General features: G+C 74.4%; 21 protein-coding genes and 2 tRNA genes. 1 reads left to right on the top strand and 22 read right to left on the bottom strand.

Annotated features, from left to right (window positions below; all coding sequences use genetic code 11):
• Positions 1–90: 90 nt before the first annotated feature.
• Positions 91–888, top strand: a complete 798-nt coding sequence (locus VMF70_03140; protein HTT67002.1) for a hypothetical protein — start codon at positions 91–93, stop codon at positions 886–888.
• 25 nt (positions 889–913) lie between these two features.
• On the opposite strand, the gene recG is transcribed toward VMF70_03140, so the two are convergent.
• The 22 genes from recG to VMF70_03030 all read right to left on the bottom strand — a co-directional run bounded on the left by recG (position 914) and on the right by VMF70_03030 (position 25,603).
• On the bottom strand, positions 914–3,016 hold the full coding sequence (gene recG, locus VMF70_03135; GenBank protein HTT67001.1) for an ATP-dependent DNA helicase RecG: 2,103 nt from the start codon (positions 3,014–3,016) through the stop codon (positions 914–916).
• Positions 3,017–3,072: 56 nt separating this feature from the next.
• Complete coding sequence (gene ftsY / locus VMF70_03130; GenBank protein HTT67000.1) at positions 3,073–3,924, bottom strand: signal recognition particle-docking protein FtsY; 852 nt, start codon at positions 3,922–3,924, stop codon at positions 3,073–3,075.
• 218 nt (positions 3,925–4,142) lie between these two features.
• Positions 4,143–5,804, bottom strand: coding sequence for a hypothetical protein (locus tag VMF70_03125; protein HTT66999.1), 1,662 nt, complete (start codon positions 5,802–5,804; stop codon positions 4,143–4,145).
• A complete protein-coding gene (locus tag VMF70_03120) occupies positions 5,789–6,499 on the bottom strand; it encodes a HisA/HisF-related TIM barrel protein (protein ID HTT66998.1) in 711 nt (236 codons plus the stop codon). The genes VMF70_03125 and VMF70_03120 overlap by 16 nt, the downstream gene beginning before the upstream one ends.
• An 18-nt stretch (positions 6,500–6,517) precedes the next feature.
• A complete protein-coding gene (locus VMF70_03115; protein HTT66997.1) occupies positions 6,518–7,801 on the bottom strand; it encodes a peptidoglycan DD-metalloendopeptidase family protein in 1,284 nt (427 codons plus the stop codon).
• Entirely contained in the window at positions 7,798–8,991 is a 1,194-nt protein-coding gene (ftsZ, locus tag VMF70_03110; GenBank protein HTT66996.1) for a cell division protein FtsZ, read from the bottom strand. The genes VMF70_03115 and ftsZ overlap by 4 nt, the downstream gene beginning before the upstream one ends.
• Positions 8,992–9,016: 25 nt before the next feature.
• Entirely contained in the window at positions 9,017–10,261 is a 1,245-nt protein-coding gene (gene ftsA, locus VMF70_03105; protein ID HTT66995.1) for a cell division protein FtsA, read from the bottom strand.
• On the bottom strand, positions 10,258–10,938 hold the full coding sequence (locus VMF70_03100; GenBank protein ID HTT66994.1) for an FtsQ-type POTRA domain-containing protein: 681 nt from the start codon (positions 10,936–10,938) through the stop codon (positions 10,258–10,260). Before VMF70_03100 ends, ftsA begins: the two co-directional genes overlap by 4 nt.
• On the bottom strand, positions 10,935–12,299 hold the full coding sequence (gene murC, locus VMF70_03095; protein HTT66993.1) for a UDP-N-acetylmuramate--L-alanine ligase: 1,365 nt from the start codon (positions 12,297–12,299) through the stop codon (positions 10,935–10,937). The genes VMF70_03100 and murC overlap by 4 nt, the downstream gene beginning before the upstream one ends.
• A gap of 92 nt (positions 12,300–12,391) precedes the next feature.
• Positions 12,392–13,495, bottom strand: coding sequence for an undecaprenyldiphospho-muramoylpentapeptide beta-N-acetylglucosaminyltransferase (gene murG / locus VMF70_03090; protein ID HTT66992.1), 1,104 nt, complete (start codon positions 13,493–13,495; stop codon positions 12,392–12,394).
• Positions 13,492–14,574: an FtsW/RodA/SpoVE family cell cycle protein gene (locus tag VMF70_03085; GenBank protein ID HTT66991.1), complete on the bottom strand. Its 1,083-nt coding sequence runs from the start codon at positions 14,572–14,574 to the stop codon at positions 13,492–13,494. Before VMF70_03085 ends, murG begins: the two co-directional genes overlap by 4 nt.
• An 80-nt stretch (positions 14,575–14,654) precedes the next feature.
• A complete protein-coding gene (gene murD / locus VMF70_03080) occupies positions 14,655–16,001 on the bottom strand; it encodes a UDP-N-acetylmuramoyl-L-alanine--D-glutamate ligase (protein HTT66990.1) in 1,347 nt (448 codons plus the stop codon).
• A 74-nt stretch (positions 16,002–16,075) separates the two neighbouring features.
• A complete protein-coding gene (mraY, locus tag VMF70_03075; GenBank protein HTT66989.1) occupies positions 16,076–17,200 on the bottom strand; it encodes a phospho-N-acetylmuramoyl-pentapeptide-transferase in 1,125 nt (374 codons plus the stop codon).
• Entirely contained in the window at positions 17,197–18,585 is a 1,389-nt protein-coding gene (gene murF, locus VMF70_03070) for a UDP-N-acetylmuramoyl-tripeptide--D-alanyl-D-alanine ligase (GenBank protein ID HTT66988.1), read from the bottom strand. Before murF ends, mraY begins: the two co-directional genes overlap by 4 nt.
• Positions 18,582–20,054 (bottom strand): UDP-N-acetylmuramoyl-L-alanyl-D-glutamate--2,6-diaminopimelate ligase, encoded by a 1,473-nt coding sequence (locus VMF70_03065; GenBank protein ID HTT66987.1) that lies wholly within the window; start codon positions 20,052–20,054, stop codon positions 18,582–18,584. The genes murF and VMF70_03065 overlap by 4 nt, the downstream gene beginning before the upstream one ends.
• A complete protein-coding gene (locus tag VMF70_03060) occupies positions 20,044–21,987 on the bottom strand; it encodes a penicillin-binding transpeptidase domain-containing protein (GenBank protein HTT66986.1) in 1,944 nt (647 codons plus the stop codon). Before VMF70_03060 ends, VMF70_03065 begins: the two co-directional genes overlap by 11 nt.
• Positions 21,988–21,991: 4 nt before the next feature.
• The gene (locus VMF70_03055) at positions 21,992–22,276 is read right to left on the bottom strand and encodes a hypothetical protein (protein HTT66985.1); all 285 of its coding nucleotides are present in this window, start codon (positions 22,274–22,276) and stop codon (positions 21,992–21,994) included.
• Entirely contained in the window at positions 22,273–23,283 is a 1,011-nt protein-coding gene (gene rsmH, locus VMF70_03050) for a 16S rRNA (cytosine(1402)-N(4))-methyltransferase RsmH (GenBank protein ID HTT66984.1), read from the bottom strand. Before rsmH ends, VMF70_03055 begins: the two co-directional genes overlap by 4 nt.
• Positions 23,284–23,372: 89 nt before the next feature.
• Positions 23,373–23,449: transfer RNA gene (locus VMF70_03045), tRNA-Asp, on the bottom strand.
• Between the two features lie 47 nt (positions 23,450–23,496).
• Positions 23,497–25,317 carry a hypothetical protein gene (locus VMF70_03040; protein ID HTT66983.1) on the bottom strand — a complete coding sequence of 607 codons (1,821 nt, stop codon included), beginning with the start codon at positions 25,315–25,317 and terminating at the stop codon, positions 23,497–23,499.
• A gap of 62 nt (positions 25,318–25,379) precedes the next feature.
• Positions 25,380–25,454: transfer RNA gene (locus VMF70_03035), tRNA-Val, on the bottom strand.
• An 8-nt stretch (positions 25,455–25,462) separates the two neighbouring features.
• Positions 25,463–25,603, bottom strand: coding sequence for a hypothetical protein (locus VMF70_03030; protein ID HTT66982.1), 141 nt, complete (start codon positions 25,601–25,603; stop codon positions 25,463–25,465).
• Between the last annotated feature and the right edge of the window lie 14 nt (positions 25,604–25,617).

Here is a 25,617-nt window from a genome sequence, read left to right as displayed (position 1 = left end):
CGCGGTCCCGGAGTGGGGGGGTGACCGACGGCGCTAAACCCACCATCTTGCAGTTGCTGTCGTGATGGCCTCGCACACAAGGAGACTTCCGTGCGTCACTCGCTCCGCGGCGCCTCGCGCGTGATCGCCGCCGCCGGCCTGCTCGGGGTCGGAGCCTGCGTCTCGCTCGACAACCCCTCGCCGAGCCCCACGTGCGGCGTCGTGGGCACGCTCACCATCGGCGTGACGCTCCAGGACTCGCTCACCTCGCGGTCGTGCCGCCTCACCGACAACACCTACGCCAACGCCTATCAGTTCCGCGTGGACTCTCAGGCCAAGCTGGTGCTGTCGCTGTCCTCCCCGGGCGGAGCCACGCTGACGTGGCTCACGGACTCCACCGGCGTGATGATCGCCAACTCGTACGTGACCCAGCAGCCGGACACGACGACGACCGTGCGCCTGATCCTCAGGGCCGGGTCCTACGAGGTGGTCGCCAACTCCTCCGGCACGACGCCCACGGGTCCGCTGCGCCTGACCGTCGCCCGGGACAGCACCGCCGTCGCCGGCAATCAGTCGGTCACGTGGCTCTCGTCCTCGGTCGCCACGACGCAGACGATCACCACGGCGGATCACACCGACGGGCCGCTGGGAACGAAGTACTACTACCACCTGTACCTCAGATGGGTCCAGGCCGGGGCGCAGCTGCAGCTGACGGAGCACTCGACGGCGTTCACCCCCGGCGTGCAGGTTTCCAGCCTGAGCGGCGGGACGGTGGCCCAGTCCGCCCTGGACTCGACCCTGACCAACGCCAGCGTGAGCTACGGCAGCGCGTCGGAGGACATCCTGCTGTTGTGGATCGGCGCGGCCGACTCGTTGCAGGTGGGGGCGTACACGCTGACCGTCAACTGACGGCCGCGCGCCGCGGGCGGCCGTCCTAGCCCGGGATCGCCCGGAACAGCTCCAGGCCGCGCTCGAAGCGCCGACCGATCTGCGCCACGACGGGCCGGAGCCCGCGCGCGCTCAGGGTGGGGTCGGCCGCGATCACGTCGCGGGCCAGGCGGTGCGACAGGGCGAGCAGGTCCCCGTCCCGCGACCAGTCGGCGAACCGGAACTCCACGGGCCCGGCCTGCCGCGCGCCCACCAGCTCGCCGTGCCCGCGGTCGGCCAGGTCCAGCTCGGCGATGGCGAACCCGTCGTCGGTCGCGGCGAACTTCTCGAGCCGCGCCCGCGCGGTGGACGCCGGATTCCGCAGCCCGTTCTCGACCATCAGGATGCAGTGGCTGGCGGCCGCGCCGCGCCCGATGCGGCCGCGGAGCTGGTGGAGCTGCGCGAGGCCGAAGCGGTCGGGGTGCTCGATCAGCATCACGGTCGCGTTGGGCACGTCGATCCCCACCTCGATCACGCTCGTGGCCACCAGGACCTGGACCTCGCCGGCGCGGAACCGCCGCATCACGACGTCGCGGTCGTCCGCCGGCAACCGCCCGTGCACCAGGCCCACCACGAGGTCGGGGAAGATCTCGGCGGCCAGGTACGCCGCCATCTTCGCGGCGGCCTTCACGTCGAGCTTCTCGGTCTCGTCGATCACCGGATAGATGATGTAGGCCTGGTGCCCGGCGCGGACTTCCCGGCGCACGAAGTCGTACACCCGGGCGCGCGCGCGGTCGTCGCGGATCGCGGTGCGGATCGGCTTGCGGCCGGGCGGCATCTCGTCCAGGCGCGAAACGTCGAGGTCGCCGTACAGCGCCAGCGCAAGAGTGCGCGGGATGGGCGTGGCCGACAGCAGCAGCACGTCGGGGCCTTCGCGCGCGTTCTTCTCCGCGAGCAGGGCGCGCTGCGCCACGCCGAAGCGGTGCTGCTCGTCGATCACGGCGAGGCCCAGCCGGTGGAAGGCGACCTCGCCCTGGATCAGCGCGTGGGTCCCGACCACGAGGCGCGCGCTGCCCTGCTCCAGCCGCTCGCGCACCTGCGCCTTCTCGCCCGCCGTCATCCGGCCGAGCAGCAGCTCCGGGATCATCCCCAGCGGCGCCAGCAGGCGGGTGAGAGTGGCCGCGTGCTGCTCGGCCAGGAGCTCGGTCGGCGCCATCAGCGCCGCCTGGAAGCCGTTCTCGGCCGCGACCAGCATCGCGAACAGCGCCACCACGGTCTTGCCCGAGCCGACGTCGCCCTGCAGCAGCCGGTGCATCCGGACGGGGGAGGTCTGATCCGCCACGATCTCCTTGATGCACCGCTTCTGCGCCGCCGTGAGCTCGAAGGGGAGGTTGCGGCGGAGCTGGCTGGTGAACTCGCGCCGCACCTCGAAGCGGATGCCGGCACGCGAGCGCCGCGCCAGCCACCGGGCCCGCGCCAGCACCAGCTGGAACAGCATCAGCTCCTCGAACGCGAGGCGCCGGCGCCCGGCCTCGGCCTGGGCGACGTCGGCGGGCCGGTGCACCTGCCGGAGCGCGTCCGGCAGGGCCACCACGCCCGCGGCCGTGCGCCACGCCGCCGGCAGCTCCTCGACGACGCTCGCCAGCAGGCCGTCCAGGTGCCGGTCCACCAGCGACCGCAGCTGGCGCACCGTGAGCCCGTCGGTGACCCGGTAGACGGGCAGCACCTGGCCGCGGGGCTGCTCGTCACTGTCGGCGAGGACGACCCACTCCCGCGGCTGCAGCTGCCGGCCGTGGAAGTGCCGCACCGGGCCGGTCGCGAGGAGCAGCTGTCCCTTGAGGACGCTCCGCTCGAGAAACGGCCGGCCGGGCCACCCGCACTCGATCAGGCCGGAGGCGTCCTGCAGCACCGCCTGGAAGACGCGCAGCCCGCGCCGGGTCGGGAGGATGCCGGTCGAGACCACGCGCCCGACGACCGTGACCTCCGTGCCCACCCGTGCGCCACGCGCCCGCGCGATGGGCGTGATCTGGGTGGCGTCGAGATACCGGAAGGGGATGTGGTGGAGCAGGTCCCGGGCGGTGGCGATGCCGAGCCGCGCGAGCAGCTCCGCGCGCCGCTCCCCGACGCCCTTGAGGAACTGGACCGGCGCGTCGAGGCGGAGCTCAGGCACGGCGCACCACCGGCGCGAGCCGCCGGCGCGGTCGCCGTGCGCGGCCCGCGGCCGCCTCAGGCACCGAGCAGCCTGCGCGCGTAGGTCGCGGCGTCGAACACCTCGAGGTCCTCGGCGCCCTCGCCCACGCCGAGGAACCGCACCGGCAGGCCGAGGTCCCGGGCGAGGGCGACGACGGTGCCGCCCCGGCCCGTGCCGTCGAGCTTGGTGACGAACAGCCCGGTCACCGGCAGCGCGGCCTTGAACGCGCGACCCTGCTGGACCGCGTTCTGCCCGGTCGAGCCGTCCAGGACCAGCAGGGTCTCGTGCGGCGCGCCGGGCAGCTTGCGAGCGGCCACCCGTGCCACCTTCTGCAGCTCCTTCATGAGGTCGTCCTGGGTGTGCAGCCGGCCGGCGGTGTCCACGATCACGGTGTCGAGGCCCCGGGCGCGCGCGGCCTCGATGGCGTCGAACACCACCGCCGCGGGATCCCCGCCGCTCGCGCCCTTCACGCACGGCAGCCCCAGCGCCTCCGCCCAGCGCTCGAGCTGCTGCACGGCGCCCGCCCGGTAGGTGTCGGCCGCCACGAGCAGCGGCTGCCGGCCCTCCGCCCGCAACCGGCGCGCGAGCCTGGCGGCGGCGGTCGTCTTGCCGGTGCCGTTCACGCCGACCATCAGGACGAGAGTGGGGCCGGGCTCCGCCCGCGCCACGACGCCGGGCGCGGGCCCGCCGCCCGAGGGCGCGGCGAGCATGGCCGCCAGCCGCTCCTCGAGCGCCGCGCGGACCTCCTCGCCGCTCCGGAGCTTGCCGCGGCGCACCCGCTCGCCGACCTCGGCCACCAGCTCCTCCGCGGCCGCAACGCCGAGATCGGCCTCGATCAGCACGCGCTCCAGCTCGTCGAGGTCGGCCTTGCCCAACCCGCGGAGCAACGCACCGACGTCGGTGACGGCGAGGCGTCTGATGCGGTCCCACAGACCTGCCAGAGGAACCTCCAGGGTGAGAGGTGAGGCGCGAGAAGTGAGAAGTTAAGGTGAGGCGTGAGGAGCGGGAGGCGTGAGGGGTGAGACGTCTCACCCCTCACCCTCACTTCTCACTTGAACGTCTCACTTCTCACCTCTAACCTCTCACCTCGTCACTCCTTGCGTCCTCACCTCATTCCCCTTCGCCGCCGCCCGACCCACTCCAGCACCAAAGCCCCCAGCGCCGCCCCGTACACCCACGGCATCCGGCGCAGCGGCTCCGTCTCGGCTGGGCCCGTCGCGCGCAGCCCCGGCTGGCCGCTCAAGGTTCGCGCCCTCGGCAGCCACTCGTCGAGTCCGCGGTTGAGCGAGTCGCGCCGCGCGGCGAGCGCCGCCCCCTCGCGCTCCGGCGCCGTCAGCAGCCAGTCGCTGAGCGCAGCGACGAGCGACCGGTATCCCTCGGCGGCCACGCCGCCCTTGCTGGCCCAGCGCCAGAAGCCCGACCCCAGCATGCGCACCACCCGGACCGGTCCGCGCTCCGCGCCCACGATCGCCGGCCAGGCGCGCCCGCGGCGGCCGAGGCGGGCCGACACGGCCGTCCACCCGGCGGAGTCCCCCGGCTGCTGCGCCAGCGCCTCGAGCGGTGGCAGGCTCTCGGCCGGGACACCGGCCAGCGCGGCGCCGAGCGGCGACGCCGTGGCCGACGGGACCGCATACCAGTCGCCGGCCACGACGCCGGTCCCGGGCGTCGTCCACCGCCACAGGGCGTGGCGCGCGAGCGCCGCGAGGGGCGTCGTGCCGGCGGCCGTGCCGTGCACGACCACCAGCGCGGCGGCGCGCGCCGCACCCTCGACCGCGGCCTGCGCGACGGGCCGGAGCGAGGCGGCGTCGCGCCACGGCCCGCCCGGCGCCACCCGCACGAACGCGGCGACCGGGACGCCGGCGGTCTGCTGCAGCGTGGCCGTGAGCGCCCGGAAGTCCCAGTCGGGGCTGTCGGACAGCACCGCGATGGCGCTGGTGCGCGAGACCTCGGCCAGCGTCGCCCGCGCGTCGTCGCGCGGCTCCGCGTCGTCGCTCACCCCGGAGATCCGCGCCTCATAGCGGCGATCCTCGTGATCCACGCCCGCCGGCAACGCGCCCGGCACGAAGCGGAGCTGGCGCCGGAGACTGCCGCCCGCTCCCAGTCCGACCCTGGTCCGCGCGACGACGCGCGTCCCCTCGCGAAGCTCCAGCGTGGCGGTGTCGGCGGGAACGGTGCCGGCGGCGACCAGCACGACGCCGGCCGTCGCCGTATCGCCCCGGCGCAGGGCCAGCGGCAGGTCCAGGGCGGCCACGCCGACGTCAGCCCGCGCGGGCCTGGGCAGCACCACGATGCGCGCCAGGCGCAGGAAGTCCGGCGGCAGCTCGCGCGCGTCGTCCACCTCGCCGTCGGTGACCACCGCGACGGGCCCGCCGAGGGCGGCGGCCTCGCGCCACGCCGGCAGCAGCCGGCTGGACGGATCCCCGGGCAGCGCCGGCCCCTGCAGGGCCGCCGGCTGCGCGCCGAACAGGATGATGCGGCCGCCGCGCCCCGCGATCCGGCGGGCCGTGTCCAGCGCCGCGCGCCAGCGTGCGAGTCCCGCCGGCCCCGGCGCGGGATCGGTCATCGAGAGCGAGCGGTCGAGGAGCACGACCGGCGGCAAGCCGCCGCCGGCCCGGCGGCACCCGGGGTCGATCAGCAGCGCGGCCACCGCGCCCCAGGCGGCGGCGCGCAGCGCCGCCAGCCACAGGGCTCCCGGTCCCGCCTTCTCCAGCACGAGGTAGACGGCGAGCGCCGCGGCCGCCGCCGCGAGACCTACGACGACGTACACGCGAGGGCCTCGGCCAGCGTGAACCGGCCTTCCAACAGGGCACGGCCCACCACGGCGCCGGCCAGGCCGGCCGCGCGGATCGCGCGCACGTCGTCCAGCGCGCCGACGCCGCCCGACACGATCACGTCCACGCCGGCCTCGCGGGCGAGCGCGGTCGCGCCGCCGACGTCCGCGCCGCCGAGCCCGCCCTCGCGCCCGAGGTCGGTGTACACGACGGTGCCGATGCCGGCCTGCGCGGCCGCCCGGGCCAGCTCGACCGCGGGCATGCCCGCCATCGCGCCGTCGAGATCCACGCATCCCGCGCGCGCGTCCACGGCCACCGCGAGCCGCGCCGCTCCGAGCTGCCGCGCCATCGCCTCCAGCCCGCCCGGCTCCCGGGCCGCCGACGCGCGCACGATGACGCGCTCGACCCCGCAGTCCAGGACGGCCGCCGCCTGCGCCGGCGTGTCGAGGCCGCCGCCGACCTGGAGGCGCAGCGCGCCGCCCCGCGCCAGCTCGGCGATGAGCGGCGTCTGCTCCCCGAAGCCGAACACCCGGTCCAGGTCGATCACGTGCGCCCAGCGCGCCCCGGCCCGGGCGTAGCGCCGCGCCACCGCGACCGGGTCCGGATCGTAGACGAACTCGGAGGCCGGGTCGCCGCGCCGCATGCGCACGACCCGCCCGGCCCTGAGGTCAATGGCGGGGAACAGGTCCATCGGAGGGGAGGCGACGCTTCAGGTGCGCGGCGTGCTCGCGATGACGGCCGGAGGCGGTGGCTCGAGCAGCATCAGCAGCCGCTGTTTCTCGCGGTCGAAGGCGGGCCGGAGATCGGCGGCGATCGGCGCGCCGGGGGCGGCGCCGCCCAGCTGCCGCAGCGGGTTGACGGCCCGGCCGTTCTGCCGCACCTCGAAGTGCAGGTGGGGACCGGTGGACAGGCCGCTGCTGCCCACGTAGCCGATGACCTGGTTCTGCTCCACCCGCGCGCCCGTCTCGACCCCCGCGGCGAAGCGCAGCAGGTGGCCGTAGCGGGTCTCGTAGCCGCGCGGATGCCGGATCTCGACCAGGTTGCCGTAGCCGCCCTCGCGTCCCGCGAAGATGACCGTGCCCGCGCCGATGGCCCGCACCTCCGTGCCCAGCTCGGCCGCGAAGTCGGTGCCCAGGTGCGCCCGGTAATAGTGGAGGATCGGCTGCCAGCGCGAGCTGCTGAACCGGCTGCTCACGCTCCGGTAGCGCAGCGGCGAGCGGAGGAAGTCGCGGCGCAGCGAGCGACCGTTCTCGTCCCAGAACGCGGGCCGGTCGCCGTCGTCGAGCCGGAAGGCGTAGAGCCGCTGGCCCGACAGCTCGAGGCGCGCGGCCACCACGCGACCGAAGCGGGCTTCCCCGTCCGCCGACACCAGGCGCTCGGCGACGACGCGGAACCCGTCGCCGGGCTGCAGGTCGCGGGCGAAGTCCACCTCCCAGTCGTAGACGTCCGCGAGGGCCAGCACCAGCTGGCTGCGCTCGTCGCGCGAGAGGAGCGCGTCGCTCACCGCGTTGTCCATCGCCTGGTACACCGTCGCCGCGTCGCGCGTGACGGTGCCGGTCACGACCAGCGGCTCCGCGTGCCAGGGGATGCGCTCCACCGACGCGGTCCAGTGGTCGGCGACGCGGGTCAGCAGCAGGCGCTCGTCGCGCGAGGTGCGCGCCGCCACCGCGTGCGGCACGGCGGCGCCGTGACGCTGCTGGAAGAGGAACACCAGGCCCGCCTTGAGCCGCTGGGGCTGGAAGTTGCGCACCGCCTGCGCCACCGCGGACCAGTCCACGTCGGTGACGCCGCGCCGCTGGAACAGCTGGGACACCGTCTCGCGGCGCCTCAGCGTGTCGACGATGGTCTCGACGGGAGGGCCCGTCACCACCAGCGCGGGCGCCGTCGGGAGGCCGCCCAGCAGGCCGTGCCGCCGCGCCACGCCCACCGCCGCCGCCCCCAGGAGCGCGGCGGCCGCGACCAGGGTGGCGACCTGCCGGGTGCGGTCGGTCAATCCATCTGCCTGCGGATGAAGGTCGGGATCTCCATGTCGGAGAGCGGCTCCGCCGGGGGCTGCGCCGGCGGCGCGGGGGTCGCGGGCGCCTGGCGCCGCGGCGCCGCCGGCGGGGTGCCCGCGCCGCCCGTGGCCGCGGCCGGCTGCGCCCCCGCGCCGCGCAGCCCCGCCACCTGGCGCTGCGGGAACTGGATGACGCCCGCGGCCCGCGGCCCCGCCTCCTTGATGTCGCGCCGGTCGAAGCCCGTGGCGATCACCGTCACCCGGATCTCGCCCTCCATCGACGGGTCCACCACGGCGCCGAAGATGACGTCCGCCTCGTCGCCGGCCGCGTCGTGGATCGTGTCGCTGATCTGCGTGACCTCGCCGAGGGTGAGGTCCGCGCCGCCGGTGATGTTGACCAGCGCGCCGGTCGCGCCGTTGATCGAGACGTTGTCGAGCAGCGGGCTCGAGATGGCCTGCTGCGCCGCCTCCAGCGCCCGGTTCTCCCCCTTGCCCGTGCCCGTCCCCATCAGCGCCGAGCCGCCGTTCTGCATCACGGTCCGCACGTCGGCGAAGTCCACGTTCACCAGGCCGGCGACGCTGATCAGCGTCGAGATGCCGCGGGTGGCGTTGAGGAGCACCTCGTCCGCCTTCTTCAGGGCGTCGAGGAACGGCATCCCCTTCCCGGCCACGGCCAGCAGGCGCTCGTTGGGCACGACGATCATCGTGTCGACGTGCTTGCGCATCTCGACGATGCCCATCTCCGCCTGCTTCATCCGCTTCTTGCCCTCGAACAGGAACGGCTTGGTCACGATCCCCACCGTGAGGGCCCCGATCTCGTGCGCCATCGCGGCGATGATCGGCGCGGCGCCCGTCCCCGTGCCGCCGCCCATCCCGCAGGTCACGAACACCAGGTCGGCGCCGTGGATCACGCGGCCGACGTCGTCGCGGTTCTCCTCGATCGCCTGGCGGCCGATCTCCGGCCGGGCCCCCGCCCCGAGCCCGCGCGTCAGCTTCTTCCCGATCTGGACCTTGATGTCCGAGCGGGAGTTCAGCAGCGCCTGCGCGTCGGTGTTGACCGAGATGAACTCCACCCCGGTCAGGTGCTCCTCGATCATCCGGTTGACGGCGTTGCCGCCACCGCCCCCGACGCCGACGACCTTCATCCGCGCGTTCTGCTGGACGGTTTCCTCGAGCTCGAAGATCATGACGCCGCTCCCCGATTCGCTGGGTCTAGAAGAAGTCGGTCAACCACCGGCGCACCGAGCCGAACACCCGGTCCACCGTCACGGCCCGCACCCCCGCCTGCGCCGCACCCCGCGCCAGCTCGTGCATCGCGTACATCGCCAGCCCGGTCGCGGTGCTGAAGCGCGGCTGCTCCACCGCGTCGATCAGGCTCCCCGAGAGGTGCTGGCCCGGCACCCCGAGACGCACCGGCATCCCGAACACGTCCCGCGCCAGCTCCACCACCCCCGCCAGCATCGCCGTCCCGCCCGTCAGCACCACCCCCGCCGGCAGCTTCCCCACGTACCCCACCCGCTCGATCTCGCGCGCCACCGCGCCCAGGACCTCGTCGAGGCGCTGGTGGATGATGTCCGCCAGGATGTCGCGCAGCACGTGCCGCGGCTCCTGCCCCGCCGGGCTCGGCAGCTCGATCGTCTCCTGCGGATCCACCAGCGGCCGGTACGCGATGCCGTAGCGCTCCTTCAGCCGCTCCGCGTCGGCCTGCGTCACCGACAGCCCCATCGCGATGTCGCTGGTGACGTGCGCCCCGGCGAAGCCGAACGTCCACAGGTGCCGGAACTTCTCGTCGTGGAAGATGGCGAGATCGGTGCTGCTCCCGCCCAGCTCCACCAGCGCCACGCCCAGCTCCCGCTCGTCCTCCGTCACCGTCGCGTAGCTCGCGGCCAGCGGCTCCAGCACGAACCCCGCCACGTCGTAGCCCGCGCGCTCCACCGCCTTGCGCAGGTTCTGGCCCACCGAGCTCGACATCGTCACCAGGAACACGTCCGTCTCCAGCCGCGTCCCCGTCATCCCCACCGGATCGGCGATGCCGCGCTGCCGGTCCACGATGAACTCCTGCGGAATCACGTGCAGGATCTCGCTGTCCGGCCCCAGCACCACCGCGCGCGCGACCTCGATCACCCGGTCCACGTCCGCCTTGCGGATCTCCGGGCCCGTCACGGCCACCACCCCGGGCGAGGTGATCGCGTGCACGTGCTCGCCCGCGATCCCGACCCACACCCCTTCGACCTTGAAGCCCGCCATCCGCTCCGCCGCAGCGACCGCCTCCACCACCGAGCGCGTGGTCTCGTCGATGTCCCGCACCACGCCCCGCCGCACCCCGCTGGTGCGCGCCCGGCCCACGCCGAGGATCCGCGCCTCGGGCGCGCGCGGCAGCTCGCCCGCGACCTCCGCGATCACCGCGCACGTCTTGGTGGTGCCGACGTCGAGCCCGCACACCAGCTCGCGCGTCACGCCGCCGCCCGCCGCACGACGATCCAGCCGTGGAACCGGCCGTCGAGCTCCGTCCACCGCTGACCCCGCGCCGCCAGGTCGCGCCGCACCGCCGCCAGCGACCGCACCACCGCCGGATCGAGCGGTGTCGCGACGCGCAGCCGGCCCTGCCCCAGCTCCAGCACCACGCTCCCCCCGGCGGCGGTTCGCGCCGCTGCGATGTCCGCGTACAGCCCCAAGTCCGTGGACCGCACCGTCGCCAGCGCCGCCAGCAGCGGCGCGTCGGCCTTCGCGATCACCGGCGCGTCCAGCGGGACGGCCGCGGGATCGTACGGCAACGGCCGGCCGCTGTCGTCCACCGGCACCAGCGCGTCCGGCCCCCTGGCCAGCGCGACCGGCTCCACCTCCGCGACGGTCACCACCAGCGTGGACGGCACCCGGCGGGCCACCACGGCCGCACGGACGCCCGCCAGCGCGCCGACCCGCCGCTCCATCGCCCGCGTGTTCGACCACACGCTCGCGCCGCTCCCGAGGCCCAGGGCCGCGACGACCGTCGCCGGAGCGAGGTAGCGCGTGCCGCGCACCTCCACGCGACGGACGTCGAAGAACCGGAACCGTCCGAGCACCCAGGGACCCCACCAGCCCGCGCTCGCCAGCGCCACCACCACCACCGCCGCCACCCGCCGGGATGGCCTCACGCCCTGGCGCCCTTCCGCTCCTCGAGCCGCGTGAGGAGATCCCTCCCCACGGCGGTGACGTCGCCCGCGCCCAGCGTCAGCACGACGTCTCCCTCGCGTACCAGCGACGCGACCTGCGCCACCAGCTCCGCCCGCTCGGGCACCCACACCACCTCGTTGCCCGCCCGCGCGGCCGCGTCCGCCACCAGCCGCCCACTCACGCCCGGCACGGGCGCCTCTCGCGCCGCGTACACCTCGCTGACCACCACCACGTCGGCCGCCCGCAGCGCCGCGCCCATCCCCACCCCGTGCAGCGCGGTCCGCGAGAACAGGTGCGGCTGGAAGACCGCCACCAGCCGCCGGCGCGGGTACGCCTGCCGGGCCCCCTCCAGCGTCGCGGCGATCTCGGTCGGGTGGTGCGCGTAGTCGTCCACGACCGTCACCCCCGCCGCCGACCCCACCAGCTCGAAGCGCCGCCCGACCCCCGTGAACGCCGCCAGGGCGCCGAGTGCCGGTTCGACGCTCGCCCCCAGCTCCACCGTGACCGCCAAAGCGGCAGCAGCGTTGCGGATGTTGTGAAGGCCGGGCACCTTCAACCTCAACTCGGCCTCCCCGGCCCCCGGCAAGGTCACCCTCGCCGTGCTGCCGGCGGCGGACTGCCGCACGTCCGAAATCCGCACATCCGCTTGCGCCGCAACGCCTACGGTCCAGGTCGGGCGACCGGCCCGGGCGGCGACCCGGCTCGCGCCGGGGTCGTCCGCTCCAGCGATCACTCGCCGTGCCGGCCCGGCGAACTGCGCAAACGCTTCCTCGAGGGCCTGAATGCTGCCATAGCACTCGAGGTGGTCGGCTTCAACGTTATTGATGACAGCGACTTCGGCGGACAGTGCGAGAAACGCCTTGTCGTACTCGTCCGCCTCGACGACGAAGACGCCGTCGCCGCCGAACCTGGTGCTGCCCGACCACGAAGCGACGCGGCCGCCAGCGATCCCCGTGGGATCCAGCCCGGCGGCCGCCAGCGCCTGTGTCGTCATCACCGTGGTCGTGGTCTTCCCGTGTGTTCCGGCGACGGCGACGACTCGACCAGGCGCGATGGCGGCAGCCAGCGCATCGGCACGGCGCACGATCGGGATTCCAAGTGCCCGCGCCCTCGCAAGTTCCGGGTGGTCCGGCGGGACAGCTGCCGTCACGATGACGGCCCTCGTCCCGCTCACATGGCTCGGATCGTGCCCGGCGAGAACGATCCCGCCGGCCCTGCGCACATCCGCCGTGTTGGCCGCCGCCCCGGCGCCATCCGGCTCGCGATCGCAGCCGGTCACCGGCACGCCCCGGCGCCGTGCGAGGAGCGCCAACGCGCTCATCCCGGCGCCAGCGACCCCCATGAAATGGACGGGGCGAGGGTCGTCTTGGGCAAAAAGCTGCATCAACAGGCGGCTAATATAAGACCCCGCCTGAGGTTGGGAAAGAGCGTAAGCTAGGTCTTGGCCACCAGTTTGAGCACTTCCGCCGCGATGACGGCGGCCGCGTCCGGCCTCGCGCGCGCGAGCATCCGCCGCGCGAGGTCCGCCATTCTTGCAGGGTCGCCAAGCAGGGTCCCCACTGCCGTCGAGAGCGCGACCGCCGTCAGAGCCTCCTGCTCGAGGAGCACGGCGGCACCCGCGTCGGCCAGGGCCCTCGCGTTGGACAGCTGATGACCGGCGGCCGCCGTCGGGAGCGGGACCAGGACGGCGGGGAGGCCCCAGGCCGCCAGGCCCGCGAGCGTCATCGCTCCGGCCCGCGAGACGACGAGGTCGGCCGCAGCGTAGGCGTCGGCGATCGGATCGAGGAACGCCTCCACCGCGACGCGGCCCTTCGCCCGGAACGGGGCGAACCGATCGAGCGAGTGCGCGCCGCACTGCCACAGCAGCGAGGCGTCGGCCGGGAAGGTGCCCGACGCGAGCGCGCCGGCGACGGCCTGGTTGATCGGGAGGGCACCCTGGCTGCCTCCGGTGAGGAACACCAGGGGACGCTCCGCCGGAAAGCCGAGCCTGCGCTTCGCCTCCCCGCGCGAGGGGCGCGGCGAGGGCGGGGCCGGGATGGGGTTGCCGCTGTCGAAGACGGCGGTGCCCTCCCCCACCGAGAGTCTGGCGCGCGCCTCCGGAAACCCGAGGTGCACCTGGCGCGCCCGTCGCGCGAGCGCCCGGGTCACGAGCCCCGGGAACGCGTTCTGCTCCTGGAGTGCGGCGGGCACGCCGCGCTGCAGCGCCGCCCACACCACCGGCCCGGCGACGTACCCGCCCGTGCCGACCACCGCGGCCGGAGCCTCGCGCACGAGGATCGCGCGCACCGCCCGGAGCGACGCGGCCAGCGCGAACGGGAGTCGGAGGTTTCGCCACCAGCGCCGCCGCCACAGCGGCTCGAGCGGCAGCAGCTCGTAGCGCCAGGGGCGCTGCGGCAGCACGGACGCCTCGACGCCGCGGCGGCTCCCGACGAAGAAGGGCCGGACCGACGGATCGAGCCGCACCATCTCCTCGGCGATGGCGAGCGCCGGCATGAGGTGTCCGCCGGTCCCGCCGCCGGTGAACAGGACGGTGGTCACCGCGCCGCCGCGCGCTTCCGGGTCCCGAGGTTGAGGATCAGGCCCGTCGCGACGAGCGCCACGACCAGGCTCGACCGTCCGTGCGAGATGAACGGCAGCACCAGCCCGGTGGTGGGCACCAGCGCGAGGCCGACCCCCATGTGCAGGAAGGCGTCCACGCCGATCAACGCCGCCAGGCCCACGCCCAGGAACTGGTGGAAGGGATCCGCGGCCGCGCGCGCGAGCCGCAGCGCGAGGAACAGCCACGCACCGTAGAGCGTCACCAGGAACACCACGCCGACGAAGCCCCACTCCTCGCCGATGGTGGCGAAGATGAAGTCGGAGTATGGGTACGGCAGGAATCCCAGCTTCTGCTGCCCCTGGCCGAAGCCGACTCCGAACAGCCGCCCGGCCCCGAGCCCGATCAGCGACTGGTTGATCTGGTAGCCGCTGGCGAGCCGGTCCGCGCCGGGGTCGAGGAACGCCGTCAACCGCAGCAGGCGGTACTGGACGTGCAGGATGCGGTCCCAGAGGAACGGGAAGGCGAACGCGCCGAGCAGGATGAAGTGGCCGACTCGCGCGCCCGCCGCGAACAGCACGATCATCGCCAGGAAGCCGATCACCACGGCGGTCGAGAGGTCGGGCTCCAGCAGGATCAGGAGGCACATCGGCCCGATGACCGTCATCACGGGCACGAGGCCTCGGAACAGGTGGCTCAGGTTCTTGCCTTTCTTGGCGCACAGCGCCGCCGTCCACACGACCGCCACCAGCTTGGCGATCTCGGAGATCTCGATGGACACGCCGAGGCGGAGCCAGCGGCGCGAGCCGTTGAGACGCGGGGCGATGGCCTGGGTGAAGGGGAGCACGACCACCACCAGCAGCACGAGCGCGCCGAGCATCAGCGGCCAGGCGAGCCGGCGCACGCGGCCGAGGTCGATGCGGGCCGCCAGGATGAGCAGCAGCCCGCCCAGCGCGGCACCCAGGGCCTGGTCGAGCGCGAGCGACATCCCGACGGGGCGGCCGTGCTGCATCAGCGCGGACGATGCGGCGTACACGGACACGAGCCCGAAGACGACCAGCGCGGCGGTGATGATGACCATCAGCCGCGCTTCCCAACCGAGCCAGCGCTGCCGCTGGCGCGGCGCGCGGGCCGGGCTCGACGGTCGCGGCGCGCGCGCCACTACCAGGCCTCGACGATGGCGCGGAACTGCCGGCCGCGCTGCTCCGCGTTGTCGAACATGTCGAAGCTGGTGCACGCCGGGGCGAGCAGCACCGCGTCGCCCGGTCGCGCCAGGCCCTTCGCCTTCTCGAGCACGTCGCGGAAGTCGCCCCCCCGCACCAGCCGCACGGCGGACCCCAGGTCCCGCTCGATCGCCGGCGCGGCCTCGCCGTAGGCCACCACCGCGCGCACGCCGCTTAGGTGCGCGGCGAGCGGCGCGAACGAGGCCACCTTCGGCCGCCCGCCGAGCAGCAGCACCACCGGCCGCGGCACGCTGGCCAGGGCGACCTCGACGGCGCTCAGGATGGTGGCCTTCGAATCGTTGATCCACAGCACGCCGTCCAGCTCGCGCACGGGCTCGAGGCGGTGGGGGAGCGGGCGGAAGGTGGCGAGCGCCCCGGCCACGCGGTCGCGATCCGCGTCCGGCGGCACGGCGAGGGCGGCCGCGAGGGCGTTGGCCACGTTGTGGTCGCCGAGGAGCCGGAGGTCCGCGCGCTTGAGCAGCGGCGTGCCGCGCAGCACCAGCCAGCCGGCGGTGCGGTCGTAGAAGGCCGCCGCCGCCCGCTCGCGGAGCGAGAAGGTCTCGCGCGTGCCCGCCGCCGCGGCGGCCATCCCGAGCGCCGCCGCGTCGTCGCCGTTCACGACCCAGCGGCTCCCGGGCCCGGCGTTCCGGAACAGCAGCGCCTTGTCCGCGTAGTACGCCTCCGCGGTGCGGTAGCGGTCGAGATGGTCGGGCGAGAGGTTCGTCAGCACGCCGGCGGCCGGGCTGAGCGTCGGCGCGTCGTGGAGCTGGAACGAGCTGGCCTCCACCGCCAGCCAGGCCGGTGGCCGCTCCGCCAGGGCGACGGCGCTGATGGGGTTGCCGATGTTCCCCGCGGCCTCGGCGTCGCCCAGGCCCGCCGCCCGGAGCAGGTGCGCGACGCACGCGGTGGTCGTGGACTTGCCCTTCGTGCCGGTGACGACGACGAGGCGGGTGGACGGCAGGAACCGCGCGCCCAGCTCCAGCTCGGCCAGGACCGGCACGAGCGCCGCGCGGGCGGCCGCGAGGGCCGGCGCGTCCGGCGGCACGCCCGGCGAGGCGATCACCGCCCGGCAGCGGGCGACGCGCGCGAGGTCGTGGCCGCCCACCTCCACCGCGCAGCCCAGCGCCTGGAGCGCGGCGGCGTTCTCGCGCACCGCGGGCGTGTCGCCGGCGTCGGAGGCGTAGACCGCCGCCCCGTGCCGCAGCAGCAGCTCGGCCGCGGCGCGGCCGCTGCGCATCAGGCCGAGCACCGCGACCTCGCCGCCCTGCCACGCAGCGGGGATCATCGCGCCAGAGGACGCCGACCCGCCGCCGTCCCCGTCCTTCGCGCTGCCCGCACCCGGCTCACGCTGGCTGGAGGTCACCGGATCTTGAGCGTCGCCAGCCCGACCAGCGCGCAGATCAGCCCGAGGATGTAGAAGCGCGTCACCACGGTGGACTCGTGCCAGCCGAGCTGCTCGAAGTGGTGGTGCAGCGGCGCCATCCGGAAGACGCGGTGCTGCTCGGCGAACGGCCGGCCGAAGCGCCGCAGCCGGTACCGGAACACGCTCGTCTGCAGCACGACCGACACCGCCTCGGCCACGAACACCCCGCCCACCAGCACCAGCAGGAACTCGGCCTTGAGCAGGATGGCGGTCGTCCCCAGCCCGCCCCCGATGGCGAGCGACCCGGTGTCTCCCATGAACACCTTGGCCGGGTGCGCGTTGAACCACAGGAACCCGAGACAGCCGCCCGTCAGGCTGGCGCAGAAGATGGCCAGCTCGCCGGCCCCGGGGAGGTAGAAGACCTTCAGGTACTCCGACGCGTCGATCCGCCCGAACAGGTAGGCGAACGCGGCGAAGCTCAGCGCAGCGATGGCCGACAGCCCGGTCGCCAGGCCGTCGAGCCCGTCGGTCAGGTTCACCGCGTTGGACCACGCGGTCACCACGAACGTGACGAAGGCGATGTAGAGCGGCGGCTCCAGGACGATGAACACGTACTTGAAGAACGGGACGGTCGTGGACGACGGCGGGAGCACGGTGCCCGACCAGGGGAAGACGAGGAGCACGACGCCCAGGGCGAGGCCGAAGGAGATCTGTCCCGCGAGCTTGTAGCGCGCCACCAGGCCCCGCGGGCGCCGCTGCACCACCTTGAGGTAGTCGTCCACGAAGCCGATCCCGCCCATCCACACCGTGGCCGCGAGCGCGATCATCACGAACCGGCTGTCGAGCTTCGCCCACAGCAGGGTGGAGACCACCGAGGCGACGAGGATGATCACGCCGCCCATCGTCGGCGTGCCGCGCTTGCCGAGGTGCGTCGCCGGCCCGTCGGTGCGGACGATCTGGCCGACCTTGTGCGCCTGCAGCCGCGCGATGGCCGCGGGCCCGATGACGAAGGCCAGCAGCAGCGCGGTCGCGATCGCCGCGCCGGCGCGGAAGGAGATGTAGCTCACCAGGTTGGCGAACGTGTACTGGTGCGCGTAGGGAAGCAGCAGCTGGTAGATCACGCCGGCACCTCGTGCGTCGCGCCCGCGGCCGGGGCCGACGGCCACAACAGGGGAATCACGCGCTCCAGCTGCACTGCGCGCGACGCCTTGAGCAGCACGACGTCGCCGGGCCGGAGCGCCTCCCTGAGACCGGGGACGACGGCCTCGGGCGCTTCGCCCGTGAGCAGGGTCGGCGTCTTCGGCCGGCCCTTCTTCAGCCCCTCGAACGCCGGCGCGAACTCGCCCACGGCCGCCACCACGTCGGGCCGCGCCGCCAGGATCCGCTCGGCCACCGCACGATGCAGATCGCGCGAGGCCGCGCCCAGCTCCCGCATGGTGCCCGCCACCACCACGGCGCGGCGGTCGCCCCGCAGCGCGGCCAGCAGGTCCAGGGCCGCGGCGAACGAGGAGGGATTGGCGTTGTAGCAGTCGTTGATGACGGTGACGCCCCCCAGCTCGATCACCTCCGAGCGCCCGGCCGGCAGCCGGGTACGGGCCAGTGCGCCGGCTGCGTCCGCCAGCGGGACGCCGACCGCGTCCGCCACGGCCAGCGCCACCAGGGCGTTGGCGACCATGTGCCGGCCGAACAGCGGCAGCTCCACCGTGACGCCGCGCACCGTGAAGCGCGGGCGTCCGTCGGGGAGCAGCGTCACGCTCTCGGCCGTCCAGTCGGCCCCGGCCTCGAGGCCGGCGGTGATCACCCGCTTGGCCACGCCGCGCGCCGCCTCGGCGAGGCGGGCCGGCACGGTGCCGACGACCGCCGTCGGGGCGCCGGCGAGCAGGGCCAGCTTTTCCGCGAACACGCCGTCCAGGCCGCCGAAGCCCTCGAGGTGCCCCTCCGCGACCGTGGTGACCACCGCCACGTCGGGCCGCACCACCTCGCGCAGCCTGGGGATCTCGCCCGGCACGCTCGCGCCGCACTCGACGACCGCCACCTCCGCTTCGATCGGCGTGGCGAGCAGGGTCAGCGGCACGCCGACCAGGTTGTTGAGGTTGCGCTCCGACTTGTGCACGCGGAGCCGCGCGCCGAGCGCCGCGGCCGCCAGCTCCTTGGTGCTGGTCTTGCCGGTCGTGCCGGTGACGGCGACGACCGGCCCGGCGAGCGCGTCGCGCCGGTGGCGCGCCAGCGCGCCGAGCGCCACCAGGGTGTCGTCCACCTCGAACCAGTCGAAGCCGGGCCAGCGCGGCGTGCGGTGGCGCACCACGACCGCGCCCACGCCGGCCAGGCGTGCGTCGCTGAGGTAGTCGTGCCCGTCGAACCGCTCGCCCCTGAGAGCCACGAACAGCTCGCGCTCCTTGAGGGACCGCGTGTCGGTCGAGACGCCCGCGTACGTGTTGTCCCAGGAGGCGGCCGGCTGGCCGAGCGCCTCGGCGACGTGCCGGGCGGTCCACGGAAAGGCCGTCACGACACGCTCCCGGCTTCCTCGGCGCCCACCGCCGCGGCCACGATCTCCCGCTCGTCCATCGGCACGTGCTCCTCGCCCACGACCTGGTGGGTCTCGTGTCCCTTCCCCGCCAACAGGATCACGTCGTCCGGCTTGGCGATCGCGAGGGCCCGGAGCACCGCGGCCCTGCGGTCCACGATTCTCAGGTGCGGTACGCCCGCCATGCCCGCCTCGATGTCGCGCACGATCCGGTCCGGGTCCTCGCGGCGCGGATTGTCGGACGTCACCACCGCCAGGTCGGCGCCCCGCGCGGCGATGGCCCCCATCAGCGGCCGCTTGCCGGTGTCGCGGTCGCCGCCGGCGCCGAACACCACGATCAGACGCCCGCTGGTGAGGGGCCGCAGGGCGGCGAGTGCGCGCTCGAGGGCGTCCGGCGTGTGGGCGTAGTCGCGCAGCACCACGCACGGCCGGTCGGTCAGGCGCTCCATCCGCCCCGGCACCTGCGGCGCCGCCGACAGGCTCTTCGCGACGGCCTCGAGGTCCCGGTCGAGCGCGATGGCGGTGGCCGCGGCCGCGAGCGCGTTCTCGACGTTGAACGCGCCCAGCAGCGGGAGGGCGACCGGCGCGGCGTCGCCGCGCACCACCAGCCGGAACCGCATCCCGAGGCGGTCCCCCTCGACGTCCTCGCCCCGCACGTCGGCCGGCGCGCCGATGGCGAAGGTGATCCGCTCCGGCCGCGGCGGGAGCGCCCCCCACGCCGGGTCGGCGGCGTTCACCACCTGGTAGCCGCCCGGCGCGAGGTAGCGGTCGAGCTTCAGCTTGGCCGCCAGGTAGCTGGCGGCGTCGCGGTGGTAGTCGAGGTGGTCGCGGGTGAGGTTGGTGAACACCGCCGCGCGGAAGGCGAGGCCCGCGATGCGGTCCTGGTCGAGGCTGTGCGACGACACCTCCATCGCGACGGTCTGCACGCCGTCGAGCTTCAGGAGCGCCAGCGCCCGCTGGAGCTCGACCGGCCCGGGCGTGGTGAGCGCGCCGGGCGTGGGCACCAGCTCGCCCTTCCCGTCGATGGCCCCCAGCGTGCCGATGGAGCCGGCGGGCGCGCGGTCGCCGAACAGGTGGCGCAGCAGGTGCACGGTGGTCGTCTTGCCGTTGGTCCCGGTCGCCGCCAGCAGCACCAGGGCGTCGCCGGGGTTCCCGAAGAACGCCGCGGCGGCGACGGCCGCGCCGCGCCGGCCGTCGCGCACGACGGCCTGCGGGATCGCCGCGTCGGGCACCTCGTGCTCGACCAGGGCGAACGCGGCGCCGGCCCGGGCCGCGGCGCCCACGTAGGCGTGGGCGTCGGACGCGGAGCCCTTGTAGGCGAGAAACAGGGCGTCGCGCTCCACCCGCCGGCTGTCGGTGGTGACCGACGGAATCACGGCCGGCGCGTCGGCCGGCCAGCGCACCAGGAGCCCCGCGTGCTCGAGGCGCGAGCGCAGCGCGTCAGCCTGCACGGTCGCCTTCCGCGCGCACCACGACGGTGCGGCCCGGACGGGCGGGGGTGCCCGCCGCCGGCGTCGTCCCCGTGACCCGGCCCCAACCCTCGAGGCGCACCTCGAAGCCGCGGCGGTGCAGCGCCCGCGCCGCTGCGCGGAGGTCGCTGCCGGCCACGTCGGGCACCGGCACCGGCGCCGTGGTGTCGCGCCGCGCGGGCGCCATCGGCCACGGCACCACGATGCCGGTGCCCGGCACGGGGGCCGCGGCGGCCGGCGTCTCGCCGCCGCTGTCGGGGAGCCAGCGGCGCACCAGCCGTCCGCGGTCGAGGGCGACGCCCGGCGTCGCCAGCGCCGCCTCGAGAATCGTGCGGACCACCGGCGCGGCGGTCGAGCCCGCGAAGTACGAGCCCTGGGGATCGTCCAGCTTCACCACCAGGACGAGCTGCGGGTCCTGCGCCGGGAAGATGCCGACGAAGCTCGCCCAGTAGTGGCCCGGGAGGTAGCGGCCGCCGATGGCGCGCCGGGCGGTGCCGGTCTTGCCGGCCACCTGGTAGGTGCCGAGCGCCGCCCGCCGGCCGGTGCCTTCCTCGACCACACCCTGCAGCATGTGGGTGAGCTGGGAGGCCACCTTCGCGCTCACCACCTGCCGCACCGGCCGCGGCCGCGCCGTCCACAGCGCGTCCCCGTTCCGGTCCCGCACCGAGCGCACCAGGGTCGGCTCCAGCAGCACCCCCCCGTCCGCGAGCACGCCGTACGCCGCCGCGAGCTGCAGCGGCGAGACGGCCAGCTCGTAGCCCATGGCGAGGCTCGCCTGGCTCTCCGCCGTCCAGGCCCGCGGGTTGCGCAGCCGCCCGGGCGACTCGCCCGCCAGCTCCATGCCGGTCGGCGTGCCGAATCCGAAGTCGCGCAGCGCGGTGAACTGCTCGGCCGGCGACAGGCGGGCGCCGAGCTTCGCCATCCCGATGTTGCTGGAGACCCGCAGGACGTCCGCGAGCGTCAGGGTGTCGGCCGGATGGACGTCGTGGATCACGCGCCCGTTGAGCTGGTAGGTGCCGTGCTCCACGTAGACCTTGTCGTCGGGCGTCGCCTTCCCGTCCCGCAGCAGCGCTGCCGCGGTGAACACCTTGGCGGTGGAGCCCGGCTCGAACGCGTCGCCGAGGCCGCTCCCCTCCGCGGCGGTCCGGCGCACGCTCGCCATCGCGAGGATCTCGCCGGTGGCGGGCTGGATGATCACGATGTCGCCGCCCGTGGCGTGCACCGAATCCACCGCCGCCGCCAGCGCGTGCTGCGCGATCTCCTCGAGCTGCGCGTCGAGCGTGAGGTACACGTCGTCGCCCGGCCGCGGCTCCACCGCGGGGCGGGACGGCGAAGGATAGGTGTGCCCGCTCTGGTCGCGCAGCATCACCGCGCTGCCGGGCTGGCCCGCGAGCAGCGAGTCCAGCGCCCGCTCCAGGCCGCTGGCGCCGTGCCCGGCGTCGTTCAGCCGGCCGACGAGCTGCGGCGCCAGGTCGGGCCGCGGGTAGAAGCGCTCGAGCCGGGTCTCGAGGTACACGCCGCGCAGGGTCTTCAGGGGCATCACGTCGTTCCACGAGAACGGCCCCGGCCACTCCAGCCACGCGCGGTCGGACGCGAACGCCCGGGAGAACTCGCCCTCCGGCCGGTGCAGCGCGCGCGCGAGCAGCTGGACGGCCCGGCCGCGGTCGGAGACCTCCTGCGGCGCGAGGCCCACGCCGTACGTCTCCTGGCTCACCGCGAGCGGGGCGCCGTTGCGGTCGAACAGGGTGCCGCGCCGCGCCGGCAGCGGGACCCGCACGGTCTGCTGCGCCCGGGCGCGCTGGCGCCACTCGTGACCGTGCACCAGCTGCACGTCCACGGCCTTGGCGAGGACGGCGAGGGCCGCCAGCGCGAAGGCGATGCCGATCAACGTGATGCGCGACGGCGGCTTGATCACCCGGTCACCGGGCCCGAGGGTCCTGCAGAATGACGATCTCGGTGTCCAGGGGCAAGCGCAGGTGCAGGCGGGACTGGGCCAGCGGTACCAGCACCGCCCGGCTCGCGGCGCGGCGGATCTCGGCGCTGGCGGCCGCCCGCGTGACCTCGAGGGCCTGGCGGGTGGTCTGCAGCGCCTTGAGCTGCCGCGCGGTGGCCAGCGCCGCCGTCTGGCGCCAGACGACCGCGGCCCCCATGACCAGGAACCCCCCGAGCCACAGCGCCACCCAGTGCCGGCCGCGCATCTTCATGGCGCCTTCCGGAACGCGCGGAGCCGCGCGCTGCGCGAGCGCGGGTTCGCGTCGGTTTCCGCGGGGCCGGGGCGGATCGGGCGGCGGGTCAGGATCTCGCCGAGGGGCCGGCCGCAGCAGGTGCAGACCGGCTGCTGCGGCGGGCACACGCAGGCGCGGCCCCACGCCTGGAAGGCGTGCTTCACGACGCGGTCTTCGCCGGAGTGGTAGCTGATCACGGCCAGGACGCCGCCCGGCGAAAGGAGCTCGAGCAGCGCCGGCAGCGCCCGCCCGAGCCGCTCGATCTCGCCGTTCACGGCGATGCGCACGGCCTGGAACAGCCGCGCGAAGTCGTCCGGGCCGCTCCGGGGCCCGAGCACGGCGCGGATCGCGCCCACCAGGTCGTCGCTGGTCTCGAACGGCCGGTTGGCCCTGCGCCGCACGATCTCGCGCGCCAGCGCGCGGGCGCGCCGCTCGTCGGCCCACTCGCGGAAGGCCGCGGCCAGCTCGGCCTCGCCGGCGTCGGCCAGCCACGCCGCGGCGCTCGGCCCCTCCCCCGCCGTCATCCGCATGTCGAGCGCCGTCCCCGGACGGAAGCTGAACCCCCGCGCCGGGTCGTCGAGCTGCGGCGACGACACGCCGAGATCGAGGAGGATGCCGTCGGGCCGGAATGCCGCGACGGCGGCGTCGGCGGGGGCGTCCACGAAATCCCCGCGGCGGACCTCCGCCGCGCCGGCGAGGGCCGCCCCGGCCGCGAGCACCGCCTCGGGATCGCGGTCGAGCCCGAGCACGCGCGCGCCGGTGGCCACGAGCCGCGCGGCGTGCCCGCCCGCGCCGACGGTGGAGTCGAGAATTCGGGCACACCCCGCGAGGAGAGCCGCCACCTCCTCCAGCATCACCGGCTGGTGGTTGAACGTCGCCGGCGGTGCGAGGTGAGGCCCGTGAGACGCGAGAAGTTCACGTGAGACGTGAGACGTGGAAGTGAGAGGTCCCTCACCGCTCACGCCTTGGCGCCTCGCACTTCTCATGTGCACCTCTTACGTCTCACGCCTCACCTCTCCCTCGCCCCACCCAACGAAAACCGCCCCACCTCATGCTGGCTGGTGGGGCGGCGTAATGGCGGGGCTGACGGGGCTCGAACCCGCGACCTCCGGTGTGACAGACCGGCACTCTAACCAGCTGAGCTACAGCCCCCCGCGGCCAAGCACGTCAATATAGAAGCGCGAGAGGGCGCCTACAAGCTACTGCGGGCACTTCAGCCGCGTGCGCATCGGCGCCAGCGCGGCCGTCACGTTCCCCATGTAGGTCAGCATCTGGTTGGCCGCGTCCCGGCTCACCGATGCACCCGCCGCGATGTTCGTCTGCGACGGGGTGAAGGCCGTCAGGATGGCCTTGCTGAGGACGCAGGCCGAGTCCACCGTCGCCTGCTTGTGGACGTCCACCTTCAGCGCCTGCAGCGGCGTCAGCGCCGCCAGCCCGACGTTGAACTGCGCGCGGCCGAGCAGGAAGGCGATCGGCGCCGCGCTGGCGCCCGCCGCCGCCCACGGTTGCGCCTCGCTGAGCACCGCGATCGTCCTCGGGTAGTCGTTGCTCTGAAGGGCGGCGTAGCCGGTGCGCAGGAACATCTGCGCGGCCTGAGGCCGCCACGACGAGTCCGCCGCTACGGCCGCCCTGGCCTCGGCCAGGGACGAGTCGAACAGGACCACGGCACGGGCGCTGTCCTGCGCGCTCTTGCGGCCCGTGAGCGTGTCGAGCGAGGCGGTCGCGGCGAGGCCGAACCAGTTCGAAATCACGATCTGCCCGCGGCCCGTCTCCGGATGCAGCTGGATCAGGTGCCGGATCGCGCCCATCGCCCCGGTGGTGTCGTGCCGGTCGTAGAGCCCGGTGGCGTACTTGAACCAGCAGTCCGCGTCGCCCGGCGTCCGGATCGTGCACAGCCTCCGCCAGGTGAACGCGTTGGTGGAGTCGTTGGCCGCGTCGTAGAACGCGAGCGTCCGGGCGATGAACAGGGAGTCGATCTTGTTCGAGTCGACCGACGCCGCCGACGCCATCGACGCCGCCGCGTCCGCGAACTTGCTCTGGGCTCCGAGCGAGATGGCCCGGAGGACCAGCAGGTCGACCTGGTTCGGGTTCCGGTTGAGCGCGTCGTCCAGGATCATCACCGCGCTGTCCGGGTGCCCGCGCTTCACCTGGACCTCGACCGCCACCTTCTTGATGTCGTTGTCGGCGACGTCCACCTGCATGATGTGGTGCAGCATGTGGAGCATCTGCGCCGTGTCGTGCTTGGCCTCGTAGATCAGGTACAGCTGGCGGCCGACCAGCGTGTTGAGCGAGTCGGCGTCGTGGGCCCGCTCGTAGGCGGCCTGCACCGAGTCCGGGTTGCCGTTGTTCGCCTGGAGCACCTGCGCCAGGCACAGGTACGCCCCGCCGCTCTCGCGGTCGTAGCGCAGCGCGCGGTTGGCGGCCTCGGTGGCCTTGGCGTAGTCCTTGGCCTCCAGCGCGGTGCGGCACGCCGTGATGTGCTCGAAGGAGCGGAACTTGTCGGTGAGCCGGTCCGCCAGCTGGCTGCCCGCCTGCTCGACTCGGCCGCGGGCCACCACCAGGGACGCGCTCGCCGCGAGGGGGTTCTGCCGCACGGCCTGCAGCAGGCGCGCCAGCGCCAGCACCGAGTCGGTGCCGCGCGGGAAGATCATCCCGTCCACCATGAACCGCGCGTTCAGCAGGTGCGCCAGCTGCCCGATCTGGCTTGGCTCCAGCGGCTGGGTGCACGAGAAGCCGCTCTCCTCGAGCGCCTTGCACACCGACTCTTTGGTGATGGTCGCGAAGTCGCCCGTGTGCGACGTCAGCATCCGCTGGCGCACGGCGTCCGCCGCCACCGTCGCCAGGCTCGAATCCGGCGCCTGGTCACGGCCGAACGGGGCCACGAGCAGCTTGGGAGCATTGGGAGAGGCCGGCAACCGTGCCAGCTGCGCCCGGGCCGGCGCCACCTGGGACGCCCCGGCCACGAGGCCGAGACCGATCACCCGCACCCATACCGGGAGCCGCATTCCACGCCGCGTCATGCGAAAGATCCTCCGATGGCCTTCACCGTGCTCCGTACACCAGGCGCTGCCCGTGCAAGAAGTGGGCGAAGAGGGATTCGAACCCCCGACTTCCTGCGTGTAAGGCAGGCGCTCTGGACCAGCTGAGCTATTCGCCCGCGCGAGCCTACAGGATAAGACCCAAGGGCAGCAGGATACAGTAACCCACCACGAGCAGGATGGGCGCCGCCGTCGTCGAGCCCCGGGCGAGCAACACGTATCCCGCCCCCAGCACCACCACCGCCCCCACGAACAGGGCGGCGTTCACGGCCCCGAACTGCA

This window comes from Gemmatimonadales bacterium, from assembly GCA_035502185.1.
Classification (GTDB): Bacteria; Gemmatimonadota; Gemmatimonadetes; order Gemmatimonadales; family JACORV01; genus Fen-1245.
This window is presented reverse-complemented; position numbering and strand designations above follow the sequence as displayed.

Bases quoted from the DNA above. Each gene is read 5' to 3' on its own strand.
- VMF70_03120 (HTT66998.1), bottom strand. From the start codon at position 6,499: ATGGACCTGTTCCCCGCCATTGACCTCAGGGCCGGGCGGGTCGTGCGC.
- ftsZ (HTT66996.1), bottom strand. From the start codon at position 8,991: ATGATCTTCGAGCTCGAGGAAACCGTCCAGCAGAACGCGCGGATGAAG.
- murC (HTT66993.1), bottom strand. From the start codon at position 12,299: ATGGGGGTCGCTGGCGCCGGGATGAGCGCGTTGGCGCTCCTCGCACGG.
- VMF70_03085 (HTT66991.1), bottom strand. From the start codon at position 14,574: ATGGTCATCATCACCGCCGCGCTGGTCGTCTTCGGGCTCGTGTCCGTG.
- murD (HTT66990.1), bottom strand. From the start codon at position 16,001: ATGATCCCCGCTGCGTGGCAGGGCGGCGAGGTCGCGGTGCTCGGCCTG.
- VMF70_03055 (HTT66985.1), bottom strand. From the start codon at position 22,276: ATGAAGATGCGCGGCCGGCACTGGGTGGCGCTGTGGCTCGGGGGGTTC.
- rsmH (HTT66984.1), bottom strand. From the start codon at position 23,283: ATGAGAAGTGCGAGGCGCCAAGGCGTGAGCGGTGAGGGACCTCTCACT.
- VMF70_03040 (HTT66983.1), bottom strand. From the start codon at position 25,317: ATGACGCGGCGTGGAATGCGGCTCCCGGTATGGGTGCGGGTGATCGGT.